This window comes from Streptomyces sp. NPDC031265 (genome assembly GCF_055570295.1).
On record NZ_JBVIHM010000022.1, the window covers coordinates 44,558 to 63,713 of the forward strand.

Genomic DNA, 19,156 nt, shown 5'->3' on the forward strand with positions numbered 1-19,156 from the left:
TCCTCGGAGGCGGCGCTCACCCGGCCAGCGCCGCCTCCATCACCGCCTTGGCGATGGGGGCCGCGTCGCCGCCGCCGCTGATGTCCGCGCGGTTGGCCTCGGCGTCCTCGACGACCACCGCCACGGCCACCGCCGGCTGGCCCGCGTCGGCGGCCTGGGCCCAGGAGATGAACCAGGCGTACGGGTGGCCCCGGTTGCCCACGCCGTTCTGCGCGGTGCCGGTCTTGCCGCCCACCTTCGCCCCGGGGATCGCCGCGTTGCCGCCCGTGCCCTTCTCCACCACTTCCACCATCAGCTGCTGGAGCCGCGACGCGGTGGCCGGGTTCATCGCCTGGCGGTAGGTGCGGGGGCCGTTCTGGGCGACCGTCGTGCCGCGCGCGGTGGTCGTCCGCTCCACCAGGTACGGGTACTTGAGCTCCCCGCCGTTGGCCACCGCCGCCGCGACCATCGCCATCTGCAGGGGTGTCGCCGTGGTGTCGAACTGGCCGATGGAGGAGAGCGCCAGCTGGTCCGGGCCCATCTTCTTGTCGAAGTTGGACTTGGCCACCCCGGACGGGATCCGCAGCCTCGTGTCGTTGAAGCCGAACCGGCCCACCGCCTCCAGCATCCCGGGCAGCCCCACCTTCACTCCCAGGTGCGCCATCACCGTGTTGCAGGAGACGACCACGGCGTACGCGAGCGAGGCCTTGCCGCAGCCGTCCGCCTCGTTGGGCAGCGTGGTGCTGGTGCCGGGCAGGACGTAGGGGTCGGGCGTGGTGGTCGGCGCGTTCGCATCGGTCACCGCGCCCGCGTCGAGCGCGGCCGCGGCCGTCACGATCTTGAAGGCGGAGCCCGGCGGATAGGTCTGCCGGATCGCCCGGTCGAGCATCGGCTGGTCGGGGTCGGCGTTCAGCGCGGACCAGGCGCCCTTGACCGCCCGCCCGGTGCCCGACAGCCGCCCCGGGTCGTACGAGGGGCTGCTGACCAGCGCGAGGATCCTGCCGGTGGCCGGCTCCACGGCGGCGACCGCGCCCCGTTTTCCGGCCAGCCCCCGGTAGGCGGCCCGCTGCATGGTGGCCATGATGGTGGTGACGGCGTCGCCGCCGGGCTGCCGCTTGCGGGTGAGGCCGCCCCACAGCGGGGTGAGCAGCGGGGAGGTGCCGGAGAGCACCGGGTCCTCGGCGGCCTCGACGAGCGTCGTGCCGTACACCTGCGAGGCGTATCCGGTGATGGGCGCGTAGAGCGGCCCGTCGGTGTACGTGCGCTCGTACCGCAGCGGCTGCCCGGTGTCCTTGGAGTCGGTGACCGCGTGGCCGTCCACCAGGATGTCGCCGCGCGGCTGGCCGTAACGGGCCATCGTGGTACGGCGGTTGGCGGGGTTGTCGTCGAGCGCGTCGGCCTGGAAGACCTGGACGCGGGCCGCGTTGACCAGCAGCGCCACCAGCAGGACCAGACAGCAGGCGGCGGCCCGCCGGATGTAACGGATCATCGGCTTCCCGTCCGGACGGGGGTGATCGTGCCGGTCTCCACGGCCGGGCGCGGGGTGCGCGCGCCGTCGCTGACCCGGATGAGGAGCGCCACGATCACCCAGTTGGTGACCACCGAGGAGCCGCCCTGGGCCAGGAACGGCATCGCCATGCCGGTGAGCGGGATCAGCCCCGTCACGCCGCCCGCGATCACGAACACCTGGAGGGCGAGGATCGAGGCGAGCCCGACGGCGAGCAGCCGCCCGAACGCGTCGCTCAGTGTGAGGGCCGCGCGGTAACCCCGGGCGACGAGCAGCGCGTACAGCAGGAAGACGGCCGTCAGCCCCGCCAGGCCCAGCTCCTCGCCCGCCGTCGCCAGGATGAAGTCGGACTTGGCGGCGAACCCGATCAGGATGGAGTGGCCGGCGCCGAGGCCGGTGCCGAACATGCCGCCCGCCGCGAAGGCGAAGAGCGACTGGGCGAGCTGGCCGGGGCCCTGGCCCGCGTCGATGGAGGCGAACGGGTGGAGCCAGTCCTGCACCCGGCTGTGGACGTGCGGCTCCAGCGAGCCGACGGCCGCCGCGCCGACCGCCGCCAGGAGCAGCCCGACCGCGATCCAGCCGGTGCGGCCCGTCGCCACGTACAGCATGATCACGAAGAGGCCGAAGAAGAGCAGCGAGGTGCCGAGGTCGCGCTCCAGGACCAGGACGCCGACGCTGAGCACCCAGATCGCCACGATCGGGCCGAGCACCCGGCCGGTGGGCAGCTGGAGCCGCCAGAAGCGGCGGCCGGTGTACGCGAGCGCGTTGCGGTTGGCGGCCAGGTACCCGGCGAAGAAGACCGCGAACAGGATCTTGGCGAACTCGCCCGGCTGGAAGGAGAATCCGCCCGCCCGGATCCAGATCTTGGCGCCGTTCACTGCGGGGAACGGGATCGGCACCGCCATCAGGACCAGGGCGGAGGCGGCCGAGAGGTAGGCGTACCGCTGGAGGACGCGGTGGTCGCGCAGGATCAGGACGACCGCGATGAAGAGCCCGACGCCGATCGTGGACCAGACGAGCTGGGTGGCGGCGGCCGCGCTGTGCGGGGTCTCCAGGTCGAGGCGGTAGATCAGGACCAGGCCGAGGCCGTTGAGCAGCACCGCGATGGGCAGCAGCAGAGGGTCGGCGTGCGGGGCGCGCCGGCGGACCGCGAGATGGGCGAGGAGGGCGAGCAGCCCGAGCCCCGCGCCGTAGCGGGCCGCGTCGGGCGGGACGGCGCCGCTCTTGGCGAGGCCGACGCCCGCGTACCCGTAGACCGAGGCGAGGACGGCGCAGGCGAGCAGCGTCAGTTCGACGCCCCGGCGTTTGGGGAGGCGCAGGGCGGGCGGCGGCTCGTCCGCGGCCGTCGGTGCGGTCATGTCGGGCAACGTAGCAAGCCAGGGCGGCTATGTCCCTTATGTCATAGTGTGCCGAGAGGTGGGAACGCCGGGACGGGAAACCGCGGGCGGAAAACTGACGGACCGTCACTGAGGAGTACGGCCATGGGGCCCGTGGAGTTCATCGTCCTCGCCTTCCCCGAGGAGCAGCTTCGGGTGCAGGCCGTCGACTCGCTCGTGGGGGTGCGCAGATCCCGCGCCGTACGGATGGTCGACGCGCTGGTGGTCACCAGGACCGCGGCCGGCGAGGTGCTCGCCGCCGAGCTCGACGCGTTCGAGGAGCTCGCCGGGGTGCTGGTCGGCGAGGGCATCGAGCGGCTGATCGGACCGGAGGACGTCAAGGAGGCGGCGGACCTGCTCGACCTGGGCAGTTGCGCGCTGGTGGTCCTGATCGAGCACCTGTGGGCCGAGGAGGCGGCGAAGGGGGTACGGGCCGCGGGCGGACACGTCGCCGGGTCGGTGCGGATCCCGCCGGAGCGCCTGGAGGAGGTCAGGGCGGCCCTGGCCGTACGGGCCCAGGCCGTACGAGAGGAAGGCTGAGCCATGTTCATCCGGCCCGCCCGAGCGGCGGTACGACCCGTGGCGCGCCCGTCCGGCGCCCCGTTGCTGCGCGGCCTCCTGGTGGGCGGCCCGCGCCCCGCGAAGCCCACGCCCGCCACGGGGGCGCCGCCCGGGGCCCCCGGGCCCGGCGACGCCGCCCTGGTGGACCGGCTGACCCAGCTGGGGCGGCTGGCCCAGCAGGGGTTGCTCACTCCCGAGGAGTTCACAGCCGCGAAGGCGAAGCTGCTCGGGCTGTGAGGTGGCGGCTCAGCACCAGCGGGGCACCGGGCCGATGTTGTCGATGTAGAACGCCGCCCCCCACGCCCAGGTGCCGTCTTCGAGCAGGTACCAGCGGTCGTTGCCCTCGACGCTGCTGCCGCGGGTCTTGCAGAAGATGTGGACGATCGACCCGTACGGCGCCTTGCCGATGATGCGGCTGCTGCGGGTCGGCTTGTCCCGGAGCAGCAGACCGGACTTGGCCGTCACCCGGCCCCGGTAGTCGTTGTGGACGGATTCCTCGGCGGTCGCGGGGCCGGCCGCCGCGAGGGCAGCGACCGCCCCGGTGGCCATGCACAGACCCAACAGGGCAAGCGGAGAACGGGGGGACACAGTGCCTCCTGGGAAGAGGGGGGCCGTGTTCCACGGCCCTTGGCTCGCCCCGCTCACGTTAGGTTCGCTTCTTGCCACCCGCAAAGCGCTAAGGGGTGCGAGGACCGCCGGACGGGGTACGCGCCGGAGTCCCGCCACCCGTCCCGGCCTGCCCGTCCGGGTGCCCGGGGCCCTCCGGCGCGCCGTCGGGGTCCACGTACTCCGGCAGGGTCAGCCTCGCCAGCGCGCCGCCGTCCGACGCGTTGGCGAAGCTCAGCCGGGCCCCGAGGACCGAGGCCTGGCCGGCCGCGATGGTCAGGCCGAGCCCGTGCCCCTTGCTGCCGCCTTCGGTCCTGAAGCGCTGGGGGCCGTGGTCGAGCAGATACGGGGGATAGCCGGCGCCGTGGTCCCGCACCGTCACCACCGGCCCGTCCACGCGCAGCTCGACCGGCAGCGCGCCGTGCTTGTGGGCGTTGCCCAGGAGGTTGGCCAGGACCCGCTCCAGGCGGCGCTTGTCGGTCTCGACGAAGGCGTCGCGGACGATCATGAGCTCGGTGGGCGTCCCGGAGGTCCGCACCACGCGCTCCACCAGCGGCCCCAGTTGCTCCAGGTCCAGGTCGACCCGCTCGCTGCCCGCCTCCAGGCGGGAGATCTCCAGGAGGTCCTCGGTGAGCGAGCGCATCGCCTTCACCCGGTCCCGTACCAGCTCGGCGGGCCGCCCCTCGGGCAGCAGTTCGGCGGCCGCGTGCAGCCCGGTCAGCGGGGTGCGCAGCTCGTGGGCCACGTCGGCGGTGAAGCGCTGCTCGCTCAGCAGCTTGTTCTGGAGTGTCCCGGCCATGGTGTCGAGCGCCCCGGCGACCGTGGCCACCTCGTCCTGGGGGCGCGAAGGGTCCTTCGTGCGGGGGTCGTTGACCCGGGCGTCCAGGTCGCCCGCGCCGATCCGGCGGGCCACCGTCGCCGTCTGGTGCAGCCGCCGGGTGACCCGGGTGACGCCGAAGACGCCGACCAGGAGGGTGGCGCCGATGGCGAGGATGGAGGACCCGAGGATCGCCTGGTCCAGGCCCGTGATGGTGCGGGCGCTCTGGCTGTAGTCGATCGAGACCGCGATCGCGCGGCCGTCGGCCGGGCCCGCCGCCCACATGGTGGGGCGGCCCCGGTCGTCGGCGACGACCGTGCCGCGCTTGCCGGAGACGGCGAGCTCGCGCAGGGAGGCGGGCAGGTCCCGCGGGTCGAGGCCCGAGCCCGGCGGCAGCGGCTCGCCCGCCTCGTACGCGCGCGAGACCTCCTCCAGCTTGTCGAGCGCCTTGTCGCGGGCCTGGCCGACGGTCTGACGGGTCACCGAGACATGGACGAGCACACCGAGCAGCGCCGCGAGCGCGCAGCACATCACGGTGATGAAGACCGCGGCCTTCCAGGTGAGCGTCGCCGTCCAGGCGGGCAGCCGGGGCCCTCTCACCGTGCGCTCGCGGAGGCGCGCGGCGACGGGCCGGAGGTCTTGGGGTGGGGCAGGGGATTGAGGGAGTGCTGCGGCTCCACCCGGATGATCTCGTCGCGGGTGGGCAGCATCGCGCGCTGGTGGTCGTCCCACGACCAGGCCGTGCGGTACTCGTACCCCGGGATGCCCGCCGACACCGAGTGCAGGATGACGTCCCGCCCGGCCAGCTCCACGCCGATCAGCTGGTCCGAGGTGGACATGATCCGGGTGAGGGCGCCGCGGTCGGGCATGTAGCACCGCACGGCCAGCTGCTGCTCCGGCATCTTGATGCCGAGGATCAGCTCGTCCCTGCCGTCGCCGGTCAGATCGCGGTAGTACGCCTTGAGCACCGGGCAGCCCTTCGGCTTCTGGCGGCACTGATTGAGCTGGCGAACCGTTTCCTCGTAGAGCCCGTCGGCGCCCGTGTACTGGTCGGGGTGGGCCCGCACCTCGGCCTGGACGACCGCGACCGGGTCGAGGGTGCGGACGTCGCCGCCCGGCACCTTGATGCCGGGCACCCGTTCCGTCTGGCCCTCGCCGAAGTCCAGCGGAGTCGTCGTGGGCTTGGGCAGATCGGGCCACAGATGGACCGGGCCGACCGCCGTGGGAGTCGCGCCCGCGCCCTCCAGGCTGCCCGCGCCGCCGCAGCCGGAGAGCAGCAGGGCTGCGGCGCCGGCGGTGAGCAGCAGGAGTGCTGCGCGGGCGGGGCGGCGGTGGCGGGTCAAGGTGCTCCTGTCGTGCGGACGGCGGCAGCCGGGAGCGGCGCCGCCCCCGGCTACTTCACCTTCACCAGATCGGCGTAGAAGATGATGTTGGCCGAGCGGTGGCCGTTCTTGATCGGGCCGCCGCAGGTGATGAGGCGGAGTTCCGGGCGGTCGGTCTTTCCGTAGACCTTATTCGTAGGGAAGTCTGTTTTATCCACTTGCTGAGTCTCGCGGATCCGGAAGACGGCGGTGGAGCCGTCCGCCCTCCCGACCTCGATGACATCCCCCACGTGCATCTTCTTCACATCGCGCAGCAGGGCCGGGCCCTTGGCGGTGTCGTAGTGCGCGACGATCACGGACGCGCCCTTCTCGCCGGGCGTGACGCTGCCGGTGTACCAGCCCGCCAGCCCCGCCTTGTCGACCGGGGGCACCTCCAGCTCCTGCTTCTCGTCCACGCCCAGACGCAGCACCGGGCTCGCGTCGACGCCCGCGGACGGGATGACCACCCGGGTCGGCTCGGCCGCCTTCAGCGGGCCCACCTGCTGGCGGGCCTGTGTGGTGGTGGCGTTCTGGACGGTGACGTCCGGAGCCTTGGCCCCGGACGAACCCGAGCCGCATGCCGCCAGCCCGCCGCCCACGGCGAGGGCGAGCGCGGCGGCGGCCGCGAGGCGGGCCGTGCGGCGCGGGTGGGGGCGGGAGGGGGTGGACGCAGTCATGGCCACCACCGTAGGCGGGCGGTGTTGCGGAGCTTTCCCGGCTTTGTCACAGCTCTCCATAACCGCGGCGACGGCGTCGTTACTGCTGGTAGGGGTTCTGCCCGGGAGCCTGCCCCTGCATCTGCCCCGGCTGCGGCTGGTGGCCCGGCTGCGGCCCGGCGGCCGTCGCGAGCAGCTGCTCGGCCGCTTCCTTGGTGATCTGCTGCTCCATGCCGCAGAAGGTGCACTGCGTGCGGTACTTGGTGGAGACCGGGAAGAGCGGGATGAAGAACAGCGTGAACTTCGTGACGTACTTGCGCAGGCCGTGAGCGGCCGGATTGCCACAGTTCCCGCAGACCAGCGTCATCATGGCGAGCTGGTACAGATATCCCTTGGTGCCCCAAATGAGCATTGGACTTCCCCTCCCGAGGTAAAGCGGCGCGGATGCACGCAGTGGCGGCTCGCACTATACGAGCCGCGATATTGCCCTGCGCGGCCGGTGCTGTTCCCATGGGCGTGGGGGTGATGCGGGATGTCGGGACTGCGGGTGACACCGGTGCACCGGCACGGACGGGCACGGCTGTACGTCAGCCTCCCGGACGGCAGGAGCGCCGCCTGGTACGACAGGGACAGCGGGCGCGTCAGCCTGCTCCTGGAAGAGTGCCGCGACGCCGTCCTGGCCGCGCTCGCCCCCTTCGTGGTGGGCGAGGTGACGGTCGGCCCGCCGCCCGTACCGACCTCCGCCGACCTGGCCCGGCTCTCCCTCCACCCCGACGACGACCTGGCGCCGAACCGCCCCGGCGAGGCGCTCCTCGGAGAACTGGAACACGCGGGCCCGGCGCGCCGCTTCCGCGAGGACCCGCGCCGTGTCCTGCTCGCGGCGCAGGAGCGGGTCGGGGCGGGCCTCGACGCGCTGGAGGGGGCGGGGTGGCGGGTCCTGCACTCGGTGCCGCTGCCGGGCGACGGCCTCCTCGACCACCTGGCGATCGGCCCGGCCGGGGTGCTCACGGTCCGTACGCTCGCGGCGCACCGGCACCGGGTGCGGATCGCCGACCCCCAGGTAGGGGTCGGCCGGGCCGCGCCGGCGCCGGTACTGCGGTGGGTCCGGCGGGACGCGGAGCGGGCGTCGCTGGCGTTGGCGGCGGGCGTGCGGGGGGTGTTGGTGGTGGCGGACTCCGACCGGGTCGAGCTTGCCGCCCCGCCGCGGGACGTACGGGTCCTCCGCGACGCGGAACTTCCTGATCTGGCGCGGCTGGGCGGGGTACTGAAGCCGGCGGATGTGGAGGGGCTGTACTGGACGGCGAGGGACCGCCGCACGTGGCTGAGGGTTTGAGGCCCCACCCCGCGGACCCTCCGGGGGCCGGGGGTGGAGGCGGTTTGCCGGGGCCTGCGGTCCCCGGACTCCGGGCGGGGCCTGCGGTCCCCGGACCCCGGGCGGGGCCTGCGGCCCCTGCACCCTGCTACGGGGGCCGCGCCCTCAGTCCCCGCGTTCTTCTGCGGGCCGGTGGGGGCTGGTCGCGCAGTTCCCCGCGCCCCTCAAGGCACCTCCAGCCCCTCCGGCGTTCGAGGAGCGGGGCAGGGGCAGGGGCGGGGGCCGCAGGCCCCGCCCCTTCAGGGGCGCGGGGCTGTGACATGTGCGGCTCCGCCGCGTGGGCGCGACCAGCCACAGACGGCCCGCAGACGAACAGGGGCCGGGCGCAGCCCCCGGGAAGCGAGCCTCAACCACCCACCCACCCCCGGAGGGTTCAGGGGAACGGGCGGGGTGGGGGTCAACCCGGCGCCGCCTCCCGCAGGCGCAGCACCCGCGTCACCCCCAACCGCGCGGACCCCCGCTCCACCTCCGCCAGCAACCCCGCCCCCTCCACCTCCGTATAGCCCACCTCCCCCCACCCGGGCGCGATCGCCGTGCGCGTCGGCGCGGACGGTGGCAGGCGGGCGCGGCCCGCCTCCGCCCGCAGCGACGACGACAGCGGCGTGGAGACCGTCACCTCGTCGTCCCCCGGCAGCACCAGGACCAGCGCGCTGGGGCGCCGCGCGGGCCCCACGTACCCCACCACCACCCCCTCCCACGTCTCCGTGTGCCGCAGCTTGCGCCACGCGCGCCTGCCGCCCCGGTACGGGGAGTCGTCCCGCTTGGCCACCAGGCCCTCGATCCCGCTCGCGGGGAGCGTCTCGTACCAGGTGAGGGCCGTCTCCACGTCCCGAGTCGCCGGGACCGGCTGGAGCGGGGGGCCCAAGGGGCCCAGCAGGGTCACCAGTCGGGCCCGGCGCTCCCCGTACGGCAGGCGCCGCACGTCCTCGCCCCCGTCGGCGAGGACGTCGAACGCCGCGTACGACGCCGGCAGCCGGGCCGCGAGCAGCCCGGCCCGTCCCGGCGTCGCCGCCGCCCGGCGCTGCACCGCCGCGAAGTCCGTGCGGCCGCCCGTCCACACCACGACCTCCCCGTCGAACACGCACCCCGCCGGCACCGCCAGCGCCGCCTTCGCCAGGTCCGGGAACGCGGCCGTGACGATCCGCCCCGACCGGGCCTGGAGCACCACCGCGTCGGCCTCCCGGAACACCACCATCCGGTGGCCGTCGAACTTCGGCTCGTACCACCAGCCCGGCCCGCGCGGCAGCTCCCGTACGGACTGCGCCAGTGCCACCCGTACCGGCGGCCGCACGCTCACGGCAGCCGCCCCGCCCGGTTGAGGTTGATCAGGGGGCCGAGCAGGTCTCCGTCCCGTGCCAGCCTCGGTTCGATGTCTCCCAGGAGGAAGACCAGGTCAGCGGCACTGCGGCAGGACTCCACCTCGTCCCACGACACCGGCGCCGACACCGTCGGCCGCTCCCTCGCCCGGAGTGTGTAGGGCGCCGCCGTCGTCTTCGCCGCCGCGTTCTGGCTGTGGTCGACGAACACCTTGCCGGGGCGCAGCACCTTCGCCATGCGGTGCGTGACCAGGTCCGGGAGTGCCGCCTCCGCCTCCTTCGCCAGGTCCTTCGCGTACTGGGAGACCTGCTCGGACGGGGTCGGTTCGAGGGGGACGAGCAGGTGCAGGCCCTTGGAGCCGGAGGTCTTCGCGTACGCGTGCAGGCCGTCCGCCGTCAGGCGCTCGCGCAGCCACCGCGCCACCGCGCAGCACTCCACCACCGTCGCCGGGTCCCCGGGGTCCAGGTCGAAGACCATGCGGTCGGCCCGCGCGGGCGCGTCCGCCTGCCACTGGGGGGTGTGGAACTCCACCACCAGGTTGGCCGCCCACATCAGGGTCGACAGGTCCGGGACCGTCACCTGGCGCGCTTCGCTGTCCTCGGAGCGCGGCACCGGGGCCGTCGTCACCCAGGAGGGTGTGCCGGGCGGGGGATTCTTGGTGAAGAAGAGCTGGCCCCCGGGGCCGTCCGGGTAGCGCAGGAACGACACCGGCCGGTTGTGCAGATGGGCGAGGAGCGCCCCGGCCACGGACGCGTAGTAGTGCAGCACCTCGCCCTTGGTGGTGCCGGTCGCCGGATACAGCACCTTCTCCAGGCGGGAGAGCGCGATCCGCCGCCCCTCCACCCATGTGATCGGCGTCATACGATGAGAATCCCACTAATCCCGGCAGAGGGGATGAAGAGTGCGATCCATATGGAATGGTGCGATCTCATTCGGGCTGGTCAGTATTCCGATCAAGCTCTTCAACGCCACCGAGAGCCACTCGATCTCGTTCCGGCAGATCCACACGGAGGACGGCGGACGGGTCCGCTACCGCAAGGTGTGCGAGCTGGACGGCGAGGAGCTGGAGGCGTCCGAGATCGGCAAGGCGTACGAGGACGCGGACGGGTCGCTGGTCCCGATCACCGATGACGACCTGGCCGCGCTGCCGCTGCCCACCGCCAAGACCATCGAGATCGTCGCGTTCGTGGCGGCCGACTCCATCGACCCGCTCCAGATCGACACGGCGTACTACCTGAGCGCCAGCGGTGTCCCGGCGGCCAAGCCGTACACCCTGCTCAGGGAGGCGCTCAAGCGGAGCCGGAAGGTGGCCGTCGCCAAGTTCGCGCTGCGCGGGCGCGAGCGGCTCGGGATGCTGCGGGTCGTGGACGACGTCATCGCCATGCACGGGCTGCTGTGGCCGGACGAGATCCGCGCCCCCGAGGGCGTCGCCCCGGACAGCGATGTGAAGGTCCGCGATGCCGAGCTCGATCTGGCCGATGCCCTCATGGACACCCTCGGCGAGGTCGACGTCGAGTCGCTGCACGACGACTACCGGGAGGCCGTGGAGTCCCTCATCGCCTCCAAGGCGGGCGGCGCGCTGCCCCCGGCCGAGGCCCCGGAGACCAAGGGCGGCGGCAAGGTCATCGATCTGATGGCCGCGCTGGAGAAGAGCGTGCGCGCGGCGAAGGAGGCGCGCGGCGAGGAGGCGGCGGAGTCGGCCGAGGTCACCGAACTCAAGCCGCGCAAGACGGCCGCCCGCAAGACGGCCCCGGCGAAGAAGACCGCGAAGGCGGCCACGAAGACCGCGGCCAGGACCGCCACCAAGACCACTTCGGCCAAGACCGCGACCAAGTCGACGTCGAAGACCGCCGCCAAGAAGTCGGCGGCATCCCCCAAGGCCTCCGCCGCGGGCGCCAAGAAGTCCACCGCCACCACGGCCAAGAAGACCGCGAAGAAGACGGCTCCCCGCAAGCGCGCGTCGGCCTGACGGCCTTCGTACGCCCACGGGGAGCCTTGATCGGAGCAGCCCTTACGGCGCCGTCACACGCCTCGGGCGACGGGCTCGCCCAGCGCCTCCAGCTCCGCGTCCAGGTCGCGTACGTGCACCTCGCGGGGCAGCGCGAACATGCCGAGCGCCACCAGCACCAGGATCCCGACCCCGTACCAGAGGCTGAGGTCGAAGCTCTTGACGAAGTTGTGGCTGACGGCCTCCTGGCCCTGCTTGGTCAGGATCGGCTGGACCTTGTCGGCGCCCGGCACCGAGGAGGGCTGACAGCTGGCCGGGACCTTGGTCGGGTCCGACTCGGCCGACCGGTCGTGCACACACGCCCGGAAGCCGTTGACGATGTCGTCGACGCCGCCCGCCGGGACCCCGGCGGCCACCAGCTCCTGGCGCAGGGCCGGGGTGACCTTGTCGACGCCGTGGTCGGAGTCGCTGGACAGATGGCCGAAGAAGAGCACGCCGACCAGGGCGACGCCCAGCGCCATGCCGACCTGCTGGGTGGTGCCGAGCAGACCGGAGGCGGAGCCCGCGTCCTTGGCGGGCACCTTGGTGAGGATCGCGTCGATCATCGGGGCGACCACCAGACCGAAGCCGAAGCCGGTCACGACCAGCGGCGCGATCATCTGCCAGGACGGGATGTCCGGACCGTAGTGGTGGGCGACGAAGATGTACGCGGCGAAGCCGAGCGCGTTCAGGAGCGCCCCGCCGATCAGCGTGAGGCGCCCGATGCGCGGGGTGAACACCTCGACCGCGAGGCCGGAGCCCGCGGCGGCGCCGACCGCGAAGGCCGCGCCGGTCAGACCGGCGCGCATCGGCGACCAGCCCAGACCCAGCTGCATGTACAGCGTCCACACCAGGAAGAAGCCGCCGAGCGCGATCCAGAACAGCGTCCACACCAGCATGCCCGCGGTGAACGCCCGCTCCTTGAACAGGGTGAGCACCACCAGCGGTGAGCCCACGGTCCGGGTGCGGTGCCGCTCGAAGACGACCAGGATGCCGAAGACCACGATCGAGCCCGCCATCAGGAGGTACGTCCAGACCGGCCAGTCGAGCGCACGGCCCTCGGCGAGCGGATAGACCAGCATCAGGATGCCCGTCACCGCGATCACCACGCCGATCGGGTCCAGCTTGGGCGCGGCGGGCGACTTGGACTCGCCGACGAAGAACCAGGCGGCGATCAGCGCGCCGATGCCGACCGGGATGTTGACCAGGAAGATCGGACGCCACTCCAGGTCGGCGATGTTCGCGTCGACCAGCACACCGCCGACGATCAGACCGGCCACCGACGCGGAGCCGAGCACACCGCCCCAGATGCCGAGCACCTTGCCGCGCTCCTCGGACGGGAACGTGACGTGGATGATCGCCAGGATCTGCGGGACCATCAGGCCGGCCATGGCGCCCTGGAAGAAGCGCGCGCCGATGAGCATGCCGGGGCCACTGGCGACACCGCAGAGCGTCGAGGCGATGGTGAAGCCCGCCACGCCGATCAGGAACATCTTCTTGCGGCCGTAGATGTCGCCGAGCCGCCCGCCGGTGATCAGCAGGGCCGCGAAGCCCAGTACGTATCCGGCCACGACCCATTCGATCTGGGTGTAGTCGGCGTGCAGGTCCTTCTGGATGCTCGGGATGACGACGTTGACGATCGTCACGTCGAGCATGTCCATGAACCCGGCCACCAGAACGATGATCAGGGCGAGCCAGCGGCGCGGATCGAGCGGCGGCGCTCCGCCGGACGCGTCGGCTCCGGCGTGGGTGTCGTGAGTCATGGCGTTTCTACCTCTGGCCGATCGTGGTGACCGGGGCCGTCCGAGCCCGGTCATGACGGATGGAGCGTGATGAGACGAGTGCCATTTGCGGGTCTCCTTGCCACAGCGGCAGGAAAAAGTGCGTCACCGAGATGACGACACAGGGTCTGGGGGTGTGACTTTCCGCAGTTCACACCCCTTTTACGCCCGTACAGGCGGCCGCCCCGCGGATCGCTCCGGCGATCGGGCGGGGCGCAGGGCGGAGACGGGCGGGGGCGCATGAAAGCGCCCTCCCGCAAGGGGTGTTGGGTCCATGACAGGCCGACACCACTGCTCAAGAAGGCACTCACATGCTCCGCCGGACAGGCCCTGAGCCACTCAAGCGACGGGCTGCTTGGTGAACTCGGCGAGCAGGCGCTGGGCCTCCGCGTCGGCCTGGCCGGCCGGGACGAGAACGCCCTCGGGGGTGAGACGCCGCGGCTCGGCGCCCGCCATCCGCCAGTCGAACTTCGCCGCCAGCTCGAAGAGGTCGGACTGGATCAGCGGGCCGCCCTTCTCGTGCTCGGCGGCGAGCGCGGTCGGGTGGTACAGCTCGTAACCGCCCGGCAGATGCAGCGTCAGGAAGTGGCAGCCGCCCTCGACCGTGGTGGACCAGGTGTGCTCGGTGCCCTTGGAGATGTGCGCCATGCCGCCGGGGCCGAGCGTGGTCACCTCGCCGTCGATGTACATGACCAGGGAGCCCTCCAGGACGAAGTAGGTCTCGTCGGACTCGGCATGCGTGTGGAGCGGCGGTCCGGGGGTGGCGGCGGCTATCTCGCCTTCCACGAGGGCGGCGGCGCCATCCGTGGCACCACTCGGCAGGACGATTTCAAACCCGCGGCGTCCGGCAGGACGGTCCTCGGGGTAGATGATGGTCGTCATGAATCCCTCTCTGGCTTGATTTCTCTCAAGTGGTTACGGGTTTAGCACGGGGCGGCGGGTGCGGGTCAAGCAGCGCTCAACTTGCCCGTCGGGCGCGGCTCCAGTGACACTCAGGCCCCTGGTGAACAGCTCTAGCACGGCTGTGTGCGAGCGCGGGATTTCCGCAGTTGGACAGTTGTGGACGGACAGTTGTGGCTACCGCTGGGTGTCCCGTCGACGAGATTGCCGGGAGTTCAGGGATATGCGTCGGAAAGGCCCCGGTCTGTCGTTTTCCCGTCCGGCATCTCTGCGGCATCTGTCCGATGTCCATCCGATGTCTGTCCGGTTTTCTGCGCGTCGCGGTCATGGAATTTCCCGAAATGCCGACGGGCGGGTACGGGCGCGCTGTGCGCCCGTACCCGCCCGTACGGCGGCTGTCGTCTCAGACCCGCTCGGGGGTCCGTACGTGCTCGGGCCGCGGCCCGTACCCGATCATCCGGGCGATCAGCTTCCGCATCGGCCGCACATGCTCCGCTACCGCCAGGAACCGCGGCGGCTTGGACTCGCGCGTGCCGTGCAGCGTCGGCGCGATCAGCTGGTTCTGGAGCAGGATCTGCATGCGCTGGATGGCGACCGCCGCGGGCAGCCGCCGGCGCTGCACGGCCGCCAGCTCCTCGGTGCTCACCGCGCCCCGCCGCAGCGGTTCGGCCAGCAGGTTGGCGGTGGCCACCGCGTCCTGCACGGCGACGTTGATCCCGAACCCGCCGACCGGCGACATCGCGTGCGCGGCGTCCCCGATGAACAGCAGCCCCGGCCGGTACCACCGCTTGAGCCGCTCGACCCGGACCTCCAGCATCCGCGCGTCCGAGAACTCGATCTTGTCCGGCCGGTCGCCCATCCACGGCAGCAGTGCGCGCACGCTCTTGCGCAGCGAGTCGATGCCCTCGGCCTGGAGCTCGGCGTACCGGCCCTTGGGGATGACGTACGCGAACTGCCAGTACGTGTCCCGGCAGATGCCGATGAGCAGGCCCTGCTGGCCCATGCGGATGAAGGTGTCCGGCGGGTCGCTCTCCTCGCGGGGGATCCGGAACCACAGGTCGTCCATCGGCGCCCCGAAGCCCTGCGGGACGAGCCCGGCCGGGCGGCGCAGCACCGAGTCGCGGCCGTCGGCGGCCACGGTGAGGACCGCGCGCAGCTCGTGCTCGCCCTCGGCGTCGCGGTAGCGCACGCCCCGGGCCGTGTCGCCCTCGCGGATCAGACCGTGCACCTCCGCGCCCATCTTCAGATGGAAGTTGGGGTACTTGGCGGCCTCGGCGGCGAGCAGGTTGAGGAAGTCCCACTGGGGGACGAAGGCGATGTACGGGTACGCGCCGGACAGCAGCCGCTGGTCGGCGACGAGTACGTCACGGGTGTCGGTGACCATGTTGATCCCCGGCGTGGTGCGGTGCGGCAGCTCCAGGAAGCGCTCGGCGAGGCCCAGCTCGGCGAGGACGTCCAGGGTGGAGGGGTGGATCGTGTCGCCGCGGAAGTCCCGCAGGAAGTCCCGGTGCTTCTCCAGGACCGTGACTTCGATGCCGGCCCGGGCGAGCAGCAGCCCCAGCATCGCGCCGGCCGGCCCGCCCCCGACTATGCAGCAGGTGGTTGTCTCGGTTGCCATTCGTGCCACCTCGGCGTCGCGCATGGATGTCGTACGGAGTCGATCTCGGCGAGCATGCCCCACCGGTGTCGTGGGTGCCAAGGTCGAACAGATCGGATGGAGCGTCAGAATCCGTACAGCAAACGGAAGTTGGGATTCACCAGGTCTGGCCGCCCTGCTGGCGGGTGGCCGCGTTGAGGCGGTTGTAGAAGTTGCTGACGCCTATCCACAGCACCAGGGCCGCGAGCGGCTTCTCCTCGTAGTGCCGGGCGGCCTCGTCCCAGACGTCGTCGGGGACCGGCTCGGCGCGGTCGTTGAGCCGGGTGACGGACTCGGTGAGGGCCAGCGCGGCCCGCTCGGCGTCCGTGAAGTACGGCGTCTCGCGCCAGGCGGCCACCGCGAACAGGCGCTCCGCGCTCTCGCCGCCCTTCATCGCGTACCGGGTGCCGGAGTCGACGCAGGCGCTGCATCCGTTGATCTGGCTGGCGCGCAGATGGACGAGGTGCATCGTGGTGGCGGGCACTCCGGCGCTGTGGGTCGCCTTCTGAAGTCCCCGAACGGCCTCCATCGCCCCCGGGACGAGCGTCGCCGGGCTCGGCATCCGTGCTTCCATGACTGTTCTCCTGGCTGCCACTCGCTGTGTGGCCTGGGCTCCGACTGTCATGGAATTGACGAAGCCGGACATAAAAGTGTGACGAGCGCTTCGCTGGAGGTGCGGATATTCGTCTGCGGGCCGTCTGTGGCCGGTCGCGCAGTTCCCCGCGCCCCTGGGGGGGGTGCGGTGCCGCGGCGACTCTCAGTTCAGCCCCGACACCCTGAACACCCCCCGGGCCGTCTCCCGGTCGACCCGGGCCGAGACCTGCCGCAGTGCCGTCTCGCCACAGCGGAGCGTCCCGCGCGCCACGCTCGTACGGGCGCCCGCGTCCACCAGGCGCCACAGCGGCGGGGTGGCGATGAGCACCCGGGGGTCGATCTCGGCCCGGCCGCCCTCCGCGTCGCGCAGGACGAGGCGCTGGGCGACCCCGTCCGACCAGCGCACCGACACCAGCCGGTCGGTGCGCACGGCCCGGGCCCGCAGCGGCCCGCGCGCGACCAGCGATCCCGGGGCCGCCGACACCCGGGCCGGCCACAGCACCAGGAGCAGCAGCACGGCCAGGCCCGTCCACAGCGCGACGCGCCAGGGCGTGAGGGTGCCCGCGCCGGTGTCGATGAGCAGCAGCAGACCGAGCAGCACGGCTGCGCACCCGGCCGCCGAGCGCGCCTCACCCGCCCAGGTCCGGTCGTACACCGCGGGTGGCGTCGGGGAAAGGCGTGTCCGTCGTCCCTTGGCTCTCATGCCCGTGACGCTAAGGACCGGGCCCGGGCCCGTCGGCGTCCGTTGATGAACCGTTGATGCGCGCCGGTCAAGTCTTGACGGCGGGCATATGGCTCCCTGACGCCGCGTCAAGATCCCGTCAATGTGCGGGCCCCGGGCGTCAGAGGGGCGTCAACGGCAGCCGCACGTCGAACGGTTGACCTGATGCTGGTCTCCGCACGGGATCGTACGAGCGGCCCGTGGTGAGGTTGGAGGGTGAGTGACCATCACCGCCGGTACCGAGCGCGGTCAGGGAGCGGGAGCCCCGGCGGCCGCGGGAGCCGACCCCGCGCCGGCCGTTCGTCACGGGGGAGCCCCGCCGTCGCGGTCCGGAGGGGGGCCGCGAGGAGAACGGCTGTGGCGACGGCCCCCGGAGGCCGTCGCCCGGCTCGTCCGGCCGGGGGTCCGGGCGGCCCGGCGCCACTGGTCCACCCTGCCCGGACGGCTGCGGCTCGCCCGCGCCGGCTGCGTACTGCTGGGGGCCGGGCTGCTGATCCTGCTCGTGGTGGCAGCCGTCGGAGCCTCGTCCACCTGGGACACGATCGAGCACCGCAGCGCGCCCCGCACGGTCGCCGCCACCGAGCTCGAACTCGCCCTCAACGACATGGACGCCCAGGCCGCCAACACCCTTCTCTCCAGCGGTGATTCGGGCACCGCCAAGGGCCGCCTCGACGAGTCGTACGTGAAGGCCCAGGGCCTCTACACCGACGCCCAGCGGACCATCAGCCGCTCGCTGCGCACCCTGGGCGCGGCCGCCGAGGGGGACCCGGCCACCGAGGACACGGTGGTCGCGCTCACCGACGACTTCGCGCACTACCAGGAGCTGATCGGGCGCGCCCTGGAGAACGACGAGCACCCCGGCGGCAAGGCCGCCGCCCGCGCCGAGTACAGCCAGGCCACCAACCTCCTCGCCTACCGGATCCTGCCCGACGCGGGCCGCCTCGTCGACGCCAACGACGCCGTCTACCGGGCGGACTACCGCGCGGCGCGCACGGACGGCCACATCCGACTGGCCGCCCAACTCGTCCTCGGCGCGCTCCTGCTCCTCGCGCTCGTCGCCCTCCAGGTGCGCCTCGCCCAGCACTTCCAGCGCGTCTTCAACCCGTGCCTGCTCGCCGCCACCGGCTGCGCCCTGGTCGCGTCCGTGTGCGGCACGCTGCTGCTCACGGACGGCGCCCACGACCTGAAGACCGCCCGCCACGACGCCTTCGACTCGGTGGTCGCGCTGGCCCGGTCCAAGGCGCTCGGCTACGACGCCAACGCGGACGAGAGCCGCTATCTGCTCGACCCCGGCCACCGCTCCTGGTACGAGAACGCGTTCCTGGAGAAGTCGCAGAAGCTGTACGGCGTCGAGAGCGCCGACATCAACACGTACGACGCTCAGGTGAGCGTGACGTGGACGGCGTACCGCAACGACATCCACGACAAGCGGTTCACCGGCGAGTACCGGCGCGAGCTGGACAACGTCACCTTCCCCGGTGAGCGCGACGCCGCCGAGCGGACCGTCGACGCGTACACCGTCTACGCGCGCGACGATCGCAGACTGCGCGAGCTGGTCGCCCACGGCAAGGAGCAGGAGGCGACGCTGTTCTGCATCGGCTGGGCCTCCGACACCTCCAACGCGCACTTCGGGGTGTGGATGAAGGCACTGGACGAGGTGACCGCGATCAACCTCCGCCACCACGACCAGGCGATCGCCTCGGGCCGGGACGCGATCTCCACCCTCGCCCCGACGGCCGGGGCGGCCCTGGTCCTGATGGCCGGGCTGATCGGCCTTGGCCTGCGGCCCCGGCTGGCGGAGTTCCGCTGAGGGGTGCGGACGGGCGGGCCCGCCCGTCCGACCCACGGAATCCAGGTCGATGTACGGGCCATGCAGGCGTGGCCCGACTGCCTTCTCGCAGCGCTTCACGCGGTTCGCATGCCGCCCCGCGCCGCCGCGCAGGAGGCCGCGTATGAAAGGCGTCAAGGACGTGCCAGTGGCCGTA

The 19,156-nt window shown here is 72.4% G+C and carries 19 protein-coding genes; 5 read left to right on the top strand and 14 right to left on the bottom strand.

Annotated elements, in window-relative coordinates; translation table 11 throughout:
- Positions 1-16: 16 nt before the first annotated feature.
- The gene (locus tag ACZ499_RS28280; RefSeq protein WP_468679078.1) at positions 17-1,468 is read right to left on the bottom strand and encodes a penicillin-binding transpeptidase domain-containing protein; all 1,452 of its coding nucleotides are present in this window, start codon (positions 1,466-1,468) and stop codon (positions 17-19) included.
- A complete protein-coding gene (locus tag ACZ499_RS28285) occupies positions 1,465-2,844 on the bottom strand; it encodes an FtsW/RodA/SpoVE family cell cycle protein (protein ID WP_468679080.1) in 1,380 nt (459 codons plus the stop codon). The genes ACZ499_RS28280 and ACZ499_RS28285 overlap by 4 nt, the downstream gene beginning before the upstream one ends.
- A 123-nt stretch (positions 2,845-2,967) precedes the next feature.
- Here ACZ499_RS28285 and ACZ499_RS28290 point away from each other — a divergent pair, with 123 nt between their 5' ends.
- Both ACZ499_RS28290 and ACZ499_RS28295 read left to right on the top strand, forming a co-directional pair.
- On the top strand, positions 2,968-3,402 hold the full coding sequence (locus ACZ499_RS28290) for a DUF6325 family protein (protein ID WP_468406259.1): 435 nt from the start codon (positions 2,968-2,970) through the stop codon (positions 3,400-3,402).
- A gap of 3 nt (positions 3,403-3,405) precedes the next feature.
- A complete protein-coding gene (locus ACZ499_RS28295; RefSeq protein ID WP_468679083.1) occupies positions 3,406-3,660 on the top strand; it encodes an SHOCT domain-containing protein in 255 nt (84 codons plus the stop codon).
- A gap of 9 nt (positions 3,661-3,669) precedes the next feature.
- Here the strand turns inward: ACZ499_RS28295 and ACZ499_RS28300 are convergent, their stop codons facing one another.
- The 5 genes from ACZ499_RS28300 to ACZ499_RS28320 all read right to left on the bottom strand — a co-directional run bounded on the left by ACZ499_RS28300 (position 3,670) and on the right by ACZ499_RS28320 (position 7,275).
- Positions 3,670-3,972: an SH3 domain-containing protein gene (locus tag ACZ499_RS28300; protein WP_468679085.1), complete on the bottom strand. Its 303-nt coding sequence runs from the start codon at positions 3,970-3,972 to the stop codon at positions 3,670-3,672.
- 127 nt (positions 3,973-4,099) lie between these two features.
- Positions 4,100-5,446, bottom strand: coding sequence for an ATP-binding protein (locus ACZ499_RS28305; protein ID WP_468679086.1), 1,347 nt, complete (start codon positions 5,444-5,446; stop codon positions 4,100-4,102).
- Entirely contained in the window at positions 5,443-6,189 is a 747-nt protein-coding gene (locus ACZ499_RS28310) for a hypothetical protein (RefSeq protein WP_468679088.1), read from the bottom strand. Before ACZ499_RS28310 ends, ACZ499_RS28305 begins: the two co-directional genes overlap by 4 nt.
- Positions 6,190-6,239: 50 nt before the next feature.
- Positions 6,240-6,884, bottom strand: a complete 645-nt coding sequence (locus ACZ499_RS28315) for a class F sortase (protein WP_468679090.1) — start codon at positions 6,882-6,884, stop codon at positions 6,240-6,242.
- A gap of 79 nt (positions 6,885-6,963) precedes the next feature.
- The gene (locus tag ACZ499_RS28320) at positions 6,964-7,275 is read right to left on the bottom strand and encodes a zinc-ribbon domain-containing protein (protein WP_468679092.1); all 312 of its coding nucleotides are present in this window, start codon (positions 7,273-7,275) and stop codon (positions 6,964-6,966) included.
- 120 nt (positions 7,276-7,395) lie between these two features.
- Between ACZ499_RS28320 and ACZ499_RS28325 the strand changes: the two genes are divergently transcribed.
- Entirely contained in the window at positions 7,396-8,196 is an 801-nt protein-coding gene (locus ACZ499_RS28325) for an NERD domain-containing protein (protein WP_468679093.1), read from the top strand.
- A gap of 436 nt (positions 8,197-8,632) precedes the next feature.
- Here the strand turns inward: ACZ499_RS28325 and ACZ499_RS28330 are convergent, their stop codons facing one another.
- Together ACZ499_RS28330 and ligD are read right to left on the bottom strand one after the other, a co-directional pair.
- Positions 8,633-9,532, bottom strand: coding sequence for an ATP-dependent DNA ligase (locus ACZ499_RS28330; protein WP_468679095.1), 900 nt, complete (start codon positions 9,530-9,532; stop codon positions 8,633-8,635).
- Positions 9,529-10,413, bottom strand: a complete 885-nt coding sequence (gene ligD / locus ACZ499_RS28335; protein WP_468679096.1) for a non-homologous end-joining DNA ligase — start codon at positions 10,411-10,413, stop codon at positions 9,529-9,531. The genes ACZ499_RS28330 and ligD overlap by 4 nt, the downstream gene beginning before the upstream one ends.
- A gap of 40 nt (positions 10,414-10,453) precedes the next feature.
- Between ligD and ku the strand changes: the two genes are divergently transcribed.
- Positions 10,454-11,521: a non-homologous end joining protein Ku gene (gene ku, locus ACZ499_RS28340; RefSeq protein WP_468679098.1), complete on the top strand. Its 1,068-nt coding sequence runs from the start codon at positions 10,454-10,456 to the stop codon at positions 11,519-11,521.
- Between the two features lie 53 nt (positions 11,522-11,574).
- Here ku and ACZ499_RS28345 read toward each other — a convergent pair whose 3' ends face one another.
- The 5 genes from ACZ499_RS28345 to ACZ499_RS28365 all read right to left on the bottom strand — a co-directional run bounded on the left by ACZ499_RS28345 (position 11,575) and on the right by ACZ499_RS28365 (position 17,153).
- Positions 11,575-13,302, bottom strand: a complete 1,728-nt coding sequence (locus ACZ499_RS28345) for an MFS transporter (protein ID WP_468679099.1) — start codon at positions 13,300-13,302, stop codon at positions 11,575-11,577.
- Between the two features lie 357 nt (positions 13,303-13,659).
- On the bottom strand, positions 13,660-14,202 hold the full coding sequence (locus ACZ499_RS28350) for a cupin domain-containing protein (protein ID WP_468679101.1): 543 nt from the start codon (positions 14,200-14,202) through the stop codon (positions 13,660-13,662).
- A 421-nt stretch (positions 14,203-14,623) separates the two neighbouring features.
- On the bottom strand, positions 14,624-15,838 hold the full coding sequence (locus tag ACZ499_RS28355; RefSeq protein ID WP_385540483.1) for an FAD-dependent oxidoreductase: 1,215 nt from the start codon (positions 15,836-15,838) through the stop codon (positions 14,624-14,626).
- Between the two features lie 136 nt (positions 15,839-15,974).
- A complete protein-coding gene (locus ACZ499_RS28360) occupies positions 15,975-16,430 on the bottom strand; it encodes a carboxymuconolactone decarboxylase family protein (RefSeq protein WP_385540485.1) in 456 nt (151 codons plus the stop codon).
- A 183-nt stretch (positions 16,431-16,613) separates the two neighbouring features.
- Positions 16,614-17,153 (bottom strand): hypothetical protein, encoded by a 540-nt coding sequence (locus ACZ499_RS28365; RefSeq protein ID WP_468679104.1) that lies wholly within the window; start codon positions 17,151-17,153, stop codon positions 16,614-16,616.
- Between the two features lie 238 nt (positions 17,154-17,391).
- On the opposite strand from ACZ499_RS28365, the gene ACZ499_RS28370 reads away from it, so the two are divergent.
- Positions 17,392-18,981, top strand: a complete 1,590-nt coding sequence (locus tag ACZ499_RS28370) for a hypothetical protein (RefSeq protein ID WP_468679105.1) — start codon at positions 17,392-17,394, stop codon at positions 18,979-18,981.
- The last annotated feature ends 175 nt before the right edge of the window (positions 18,982-19,156 follow it).

Bases quoted from the DNA above. Each gene is read 5' to 3' on its own strand.
- ACZ499_RS28300 (WP_468679085.1), bottom strand. From the start codon at position 3,972: ATGGCCACCGGGGCGGTCGCTGCCCTCGCGGCGGCCGGCCCCGCGACC.
- ACZ499_RS28345 (WP_468679099.1), bottom strand. From the start codon at position 13,302: ATGACTCACGACACCCACGCCGGAGCCGACGCGTCCGGCGGAGCGCCG.
- ACZ499_RS28315 (WP_468679090.1), bottom strand. From the start codon at position 6,884: ATGACTGCGTCCACCCCCTCCCGCCCCCACCCGCGCCGCACGGCCCGC.
- ACZ499_RS28290 (WP_468406259.1), top strand. From the start codon at position 2,968: ATGGGGCCCGTGGAGTTCATCGTCCTCGCCTTCCCCGAGGAGCAGCTT.
- ACZ499_RS28360 (WP_385540485.1), bottom strand. From the start codon at position 16,430: ATGGAAGCACGGATGCCGAGCCCGGCGACGCTCGTCCCGGGGGCGATG.
- ACZ499_RS28295 (WP_468679083.1), top strand. From the start codon at position 3,406: ATGTTCATCCGGCCCGCCCGAGCGGCGGTACGACCCGTGGCGCGCCCG.
- ACZ499_RS28285 (WP_468679080.1), bottom strand. From the start codon at position 2,844: ATGACCGCACCGACGGCCGCGGACGAGCCGCCGCCCGCCCTGCGCCTC.
- ACZ499_RS28325 (WP_468679093.1), top strand. From the start codon at position 7,396: ATGTCGGGACTGCGGGTGACACCGGTGCACCGGCACGGACGGGCACGG.
- ligD (WP_468679096.1), bottom strand. From the start codon at position 10,413: ATGACGCCGATCACATGGGTGGAGGGGCGGCGGATCGCGCTCTCCCGC.
- ACZ499_RS28350 (WP_468679101.1), bottom strand. From the start codon at position 14,202: ATGACGACCATCATCTACCCCGAGGACCGTCCTGCCGGACGCCGCGGG.
- ACZ499_RS28355 (WP_385540483.1), bottom strand. From the start codon at position 15,838: ATGGCAACCGAGACAACCACCTGCTGCATAGTCGGGGGCGGGCCGGCC.
- ACZ499_RS28320 (WP_468679092.1), bottom strand. From the start codon at position 7,275: ATGCTCATTTGGGGCACCAAGGGATATCTGTACCAGCTCGCCATGATG.
- ACZ499_RS28365 (WP_468679104.1), bottom strand. From the start codon at position 17,153: ATGAGAGCCAAGGGACGACGGACACGCCTTTCCCCGACGCCACCCGCG.
- ACZ499_RS28280 (WP_468679078.1), bottom strand. From the start codon at position 1,468: ATGATCCGTTACATCCGGCGGGCCGCCGCCTGCTGTCTGGTCCTGCTG.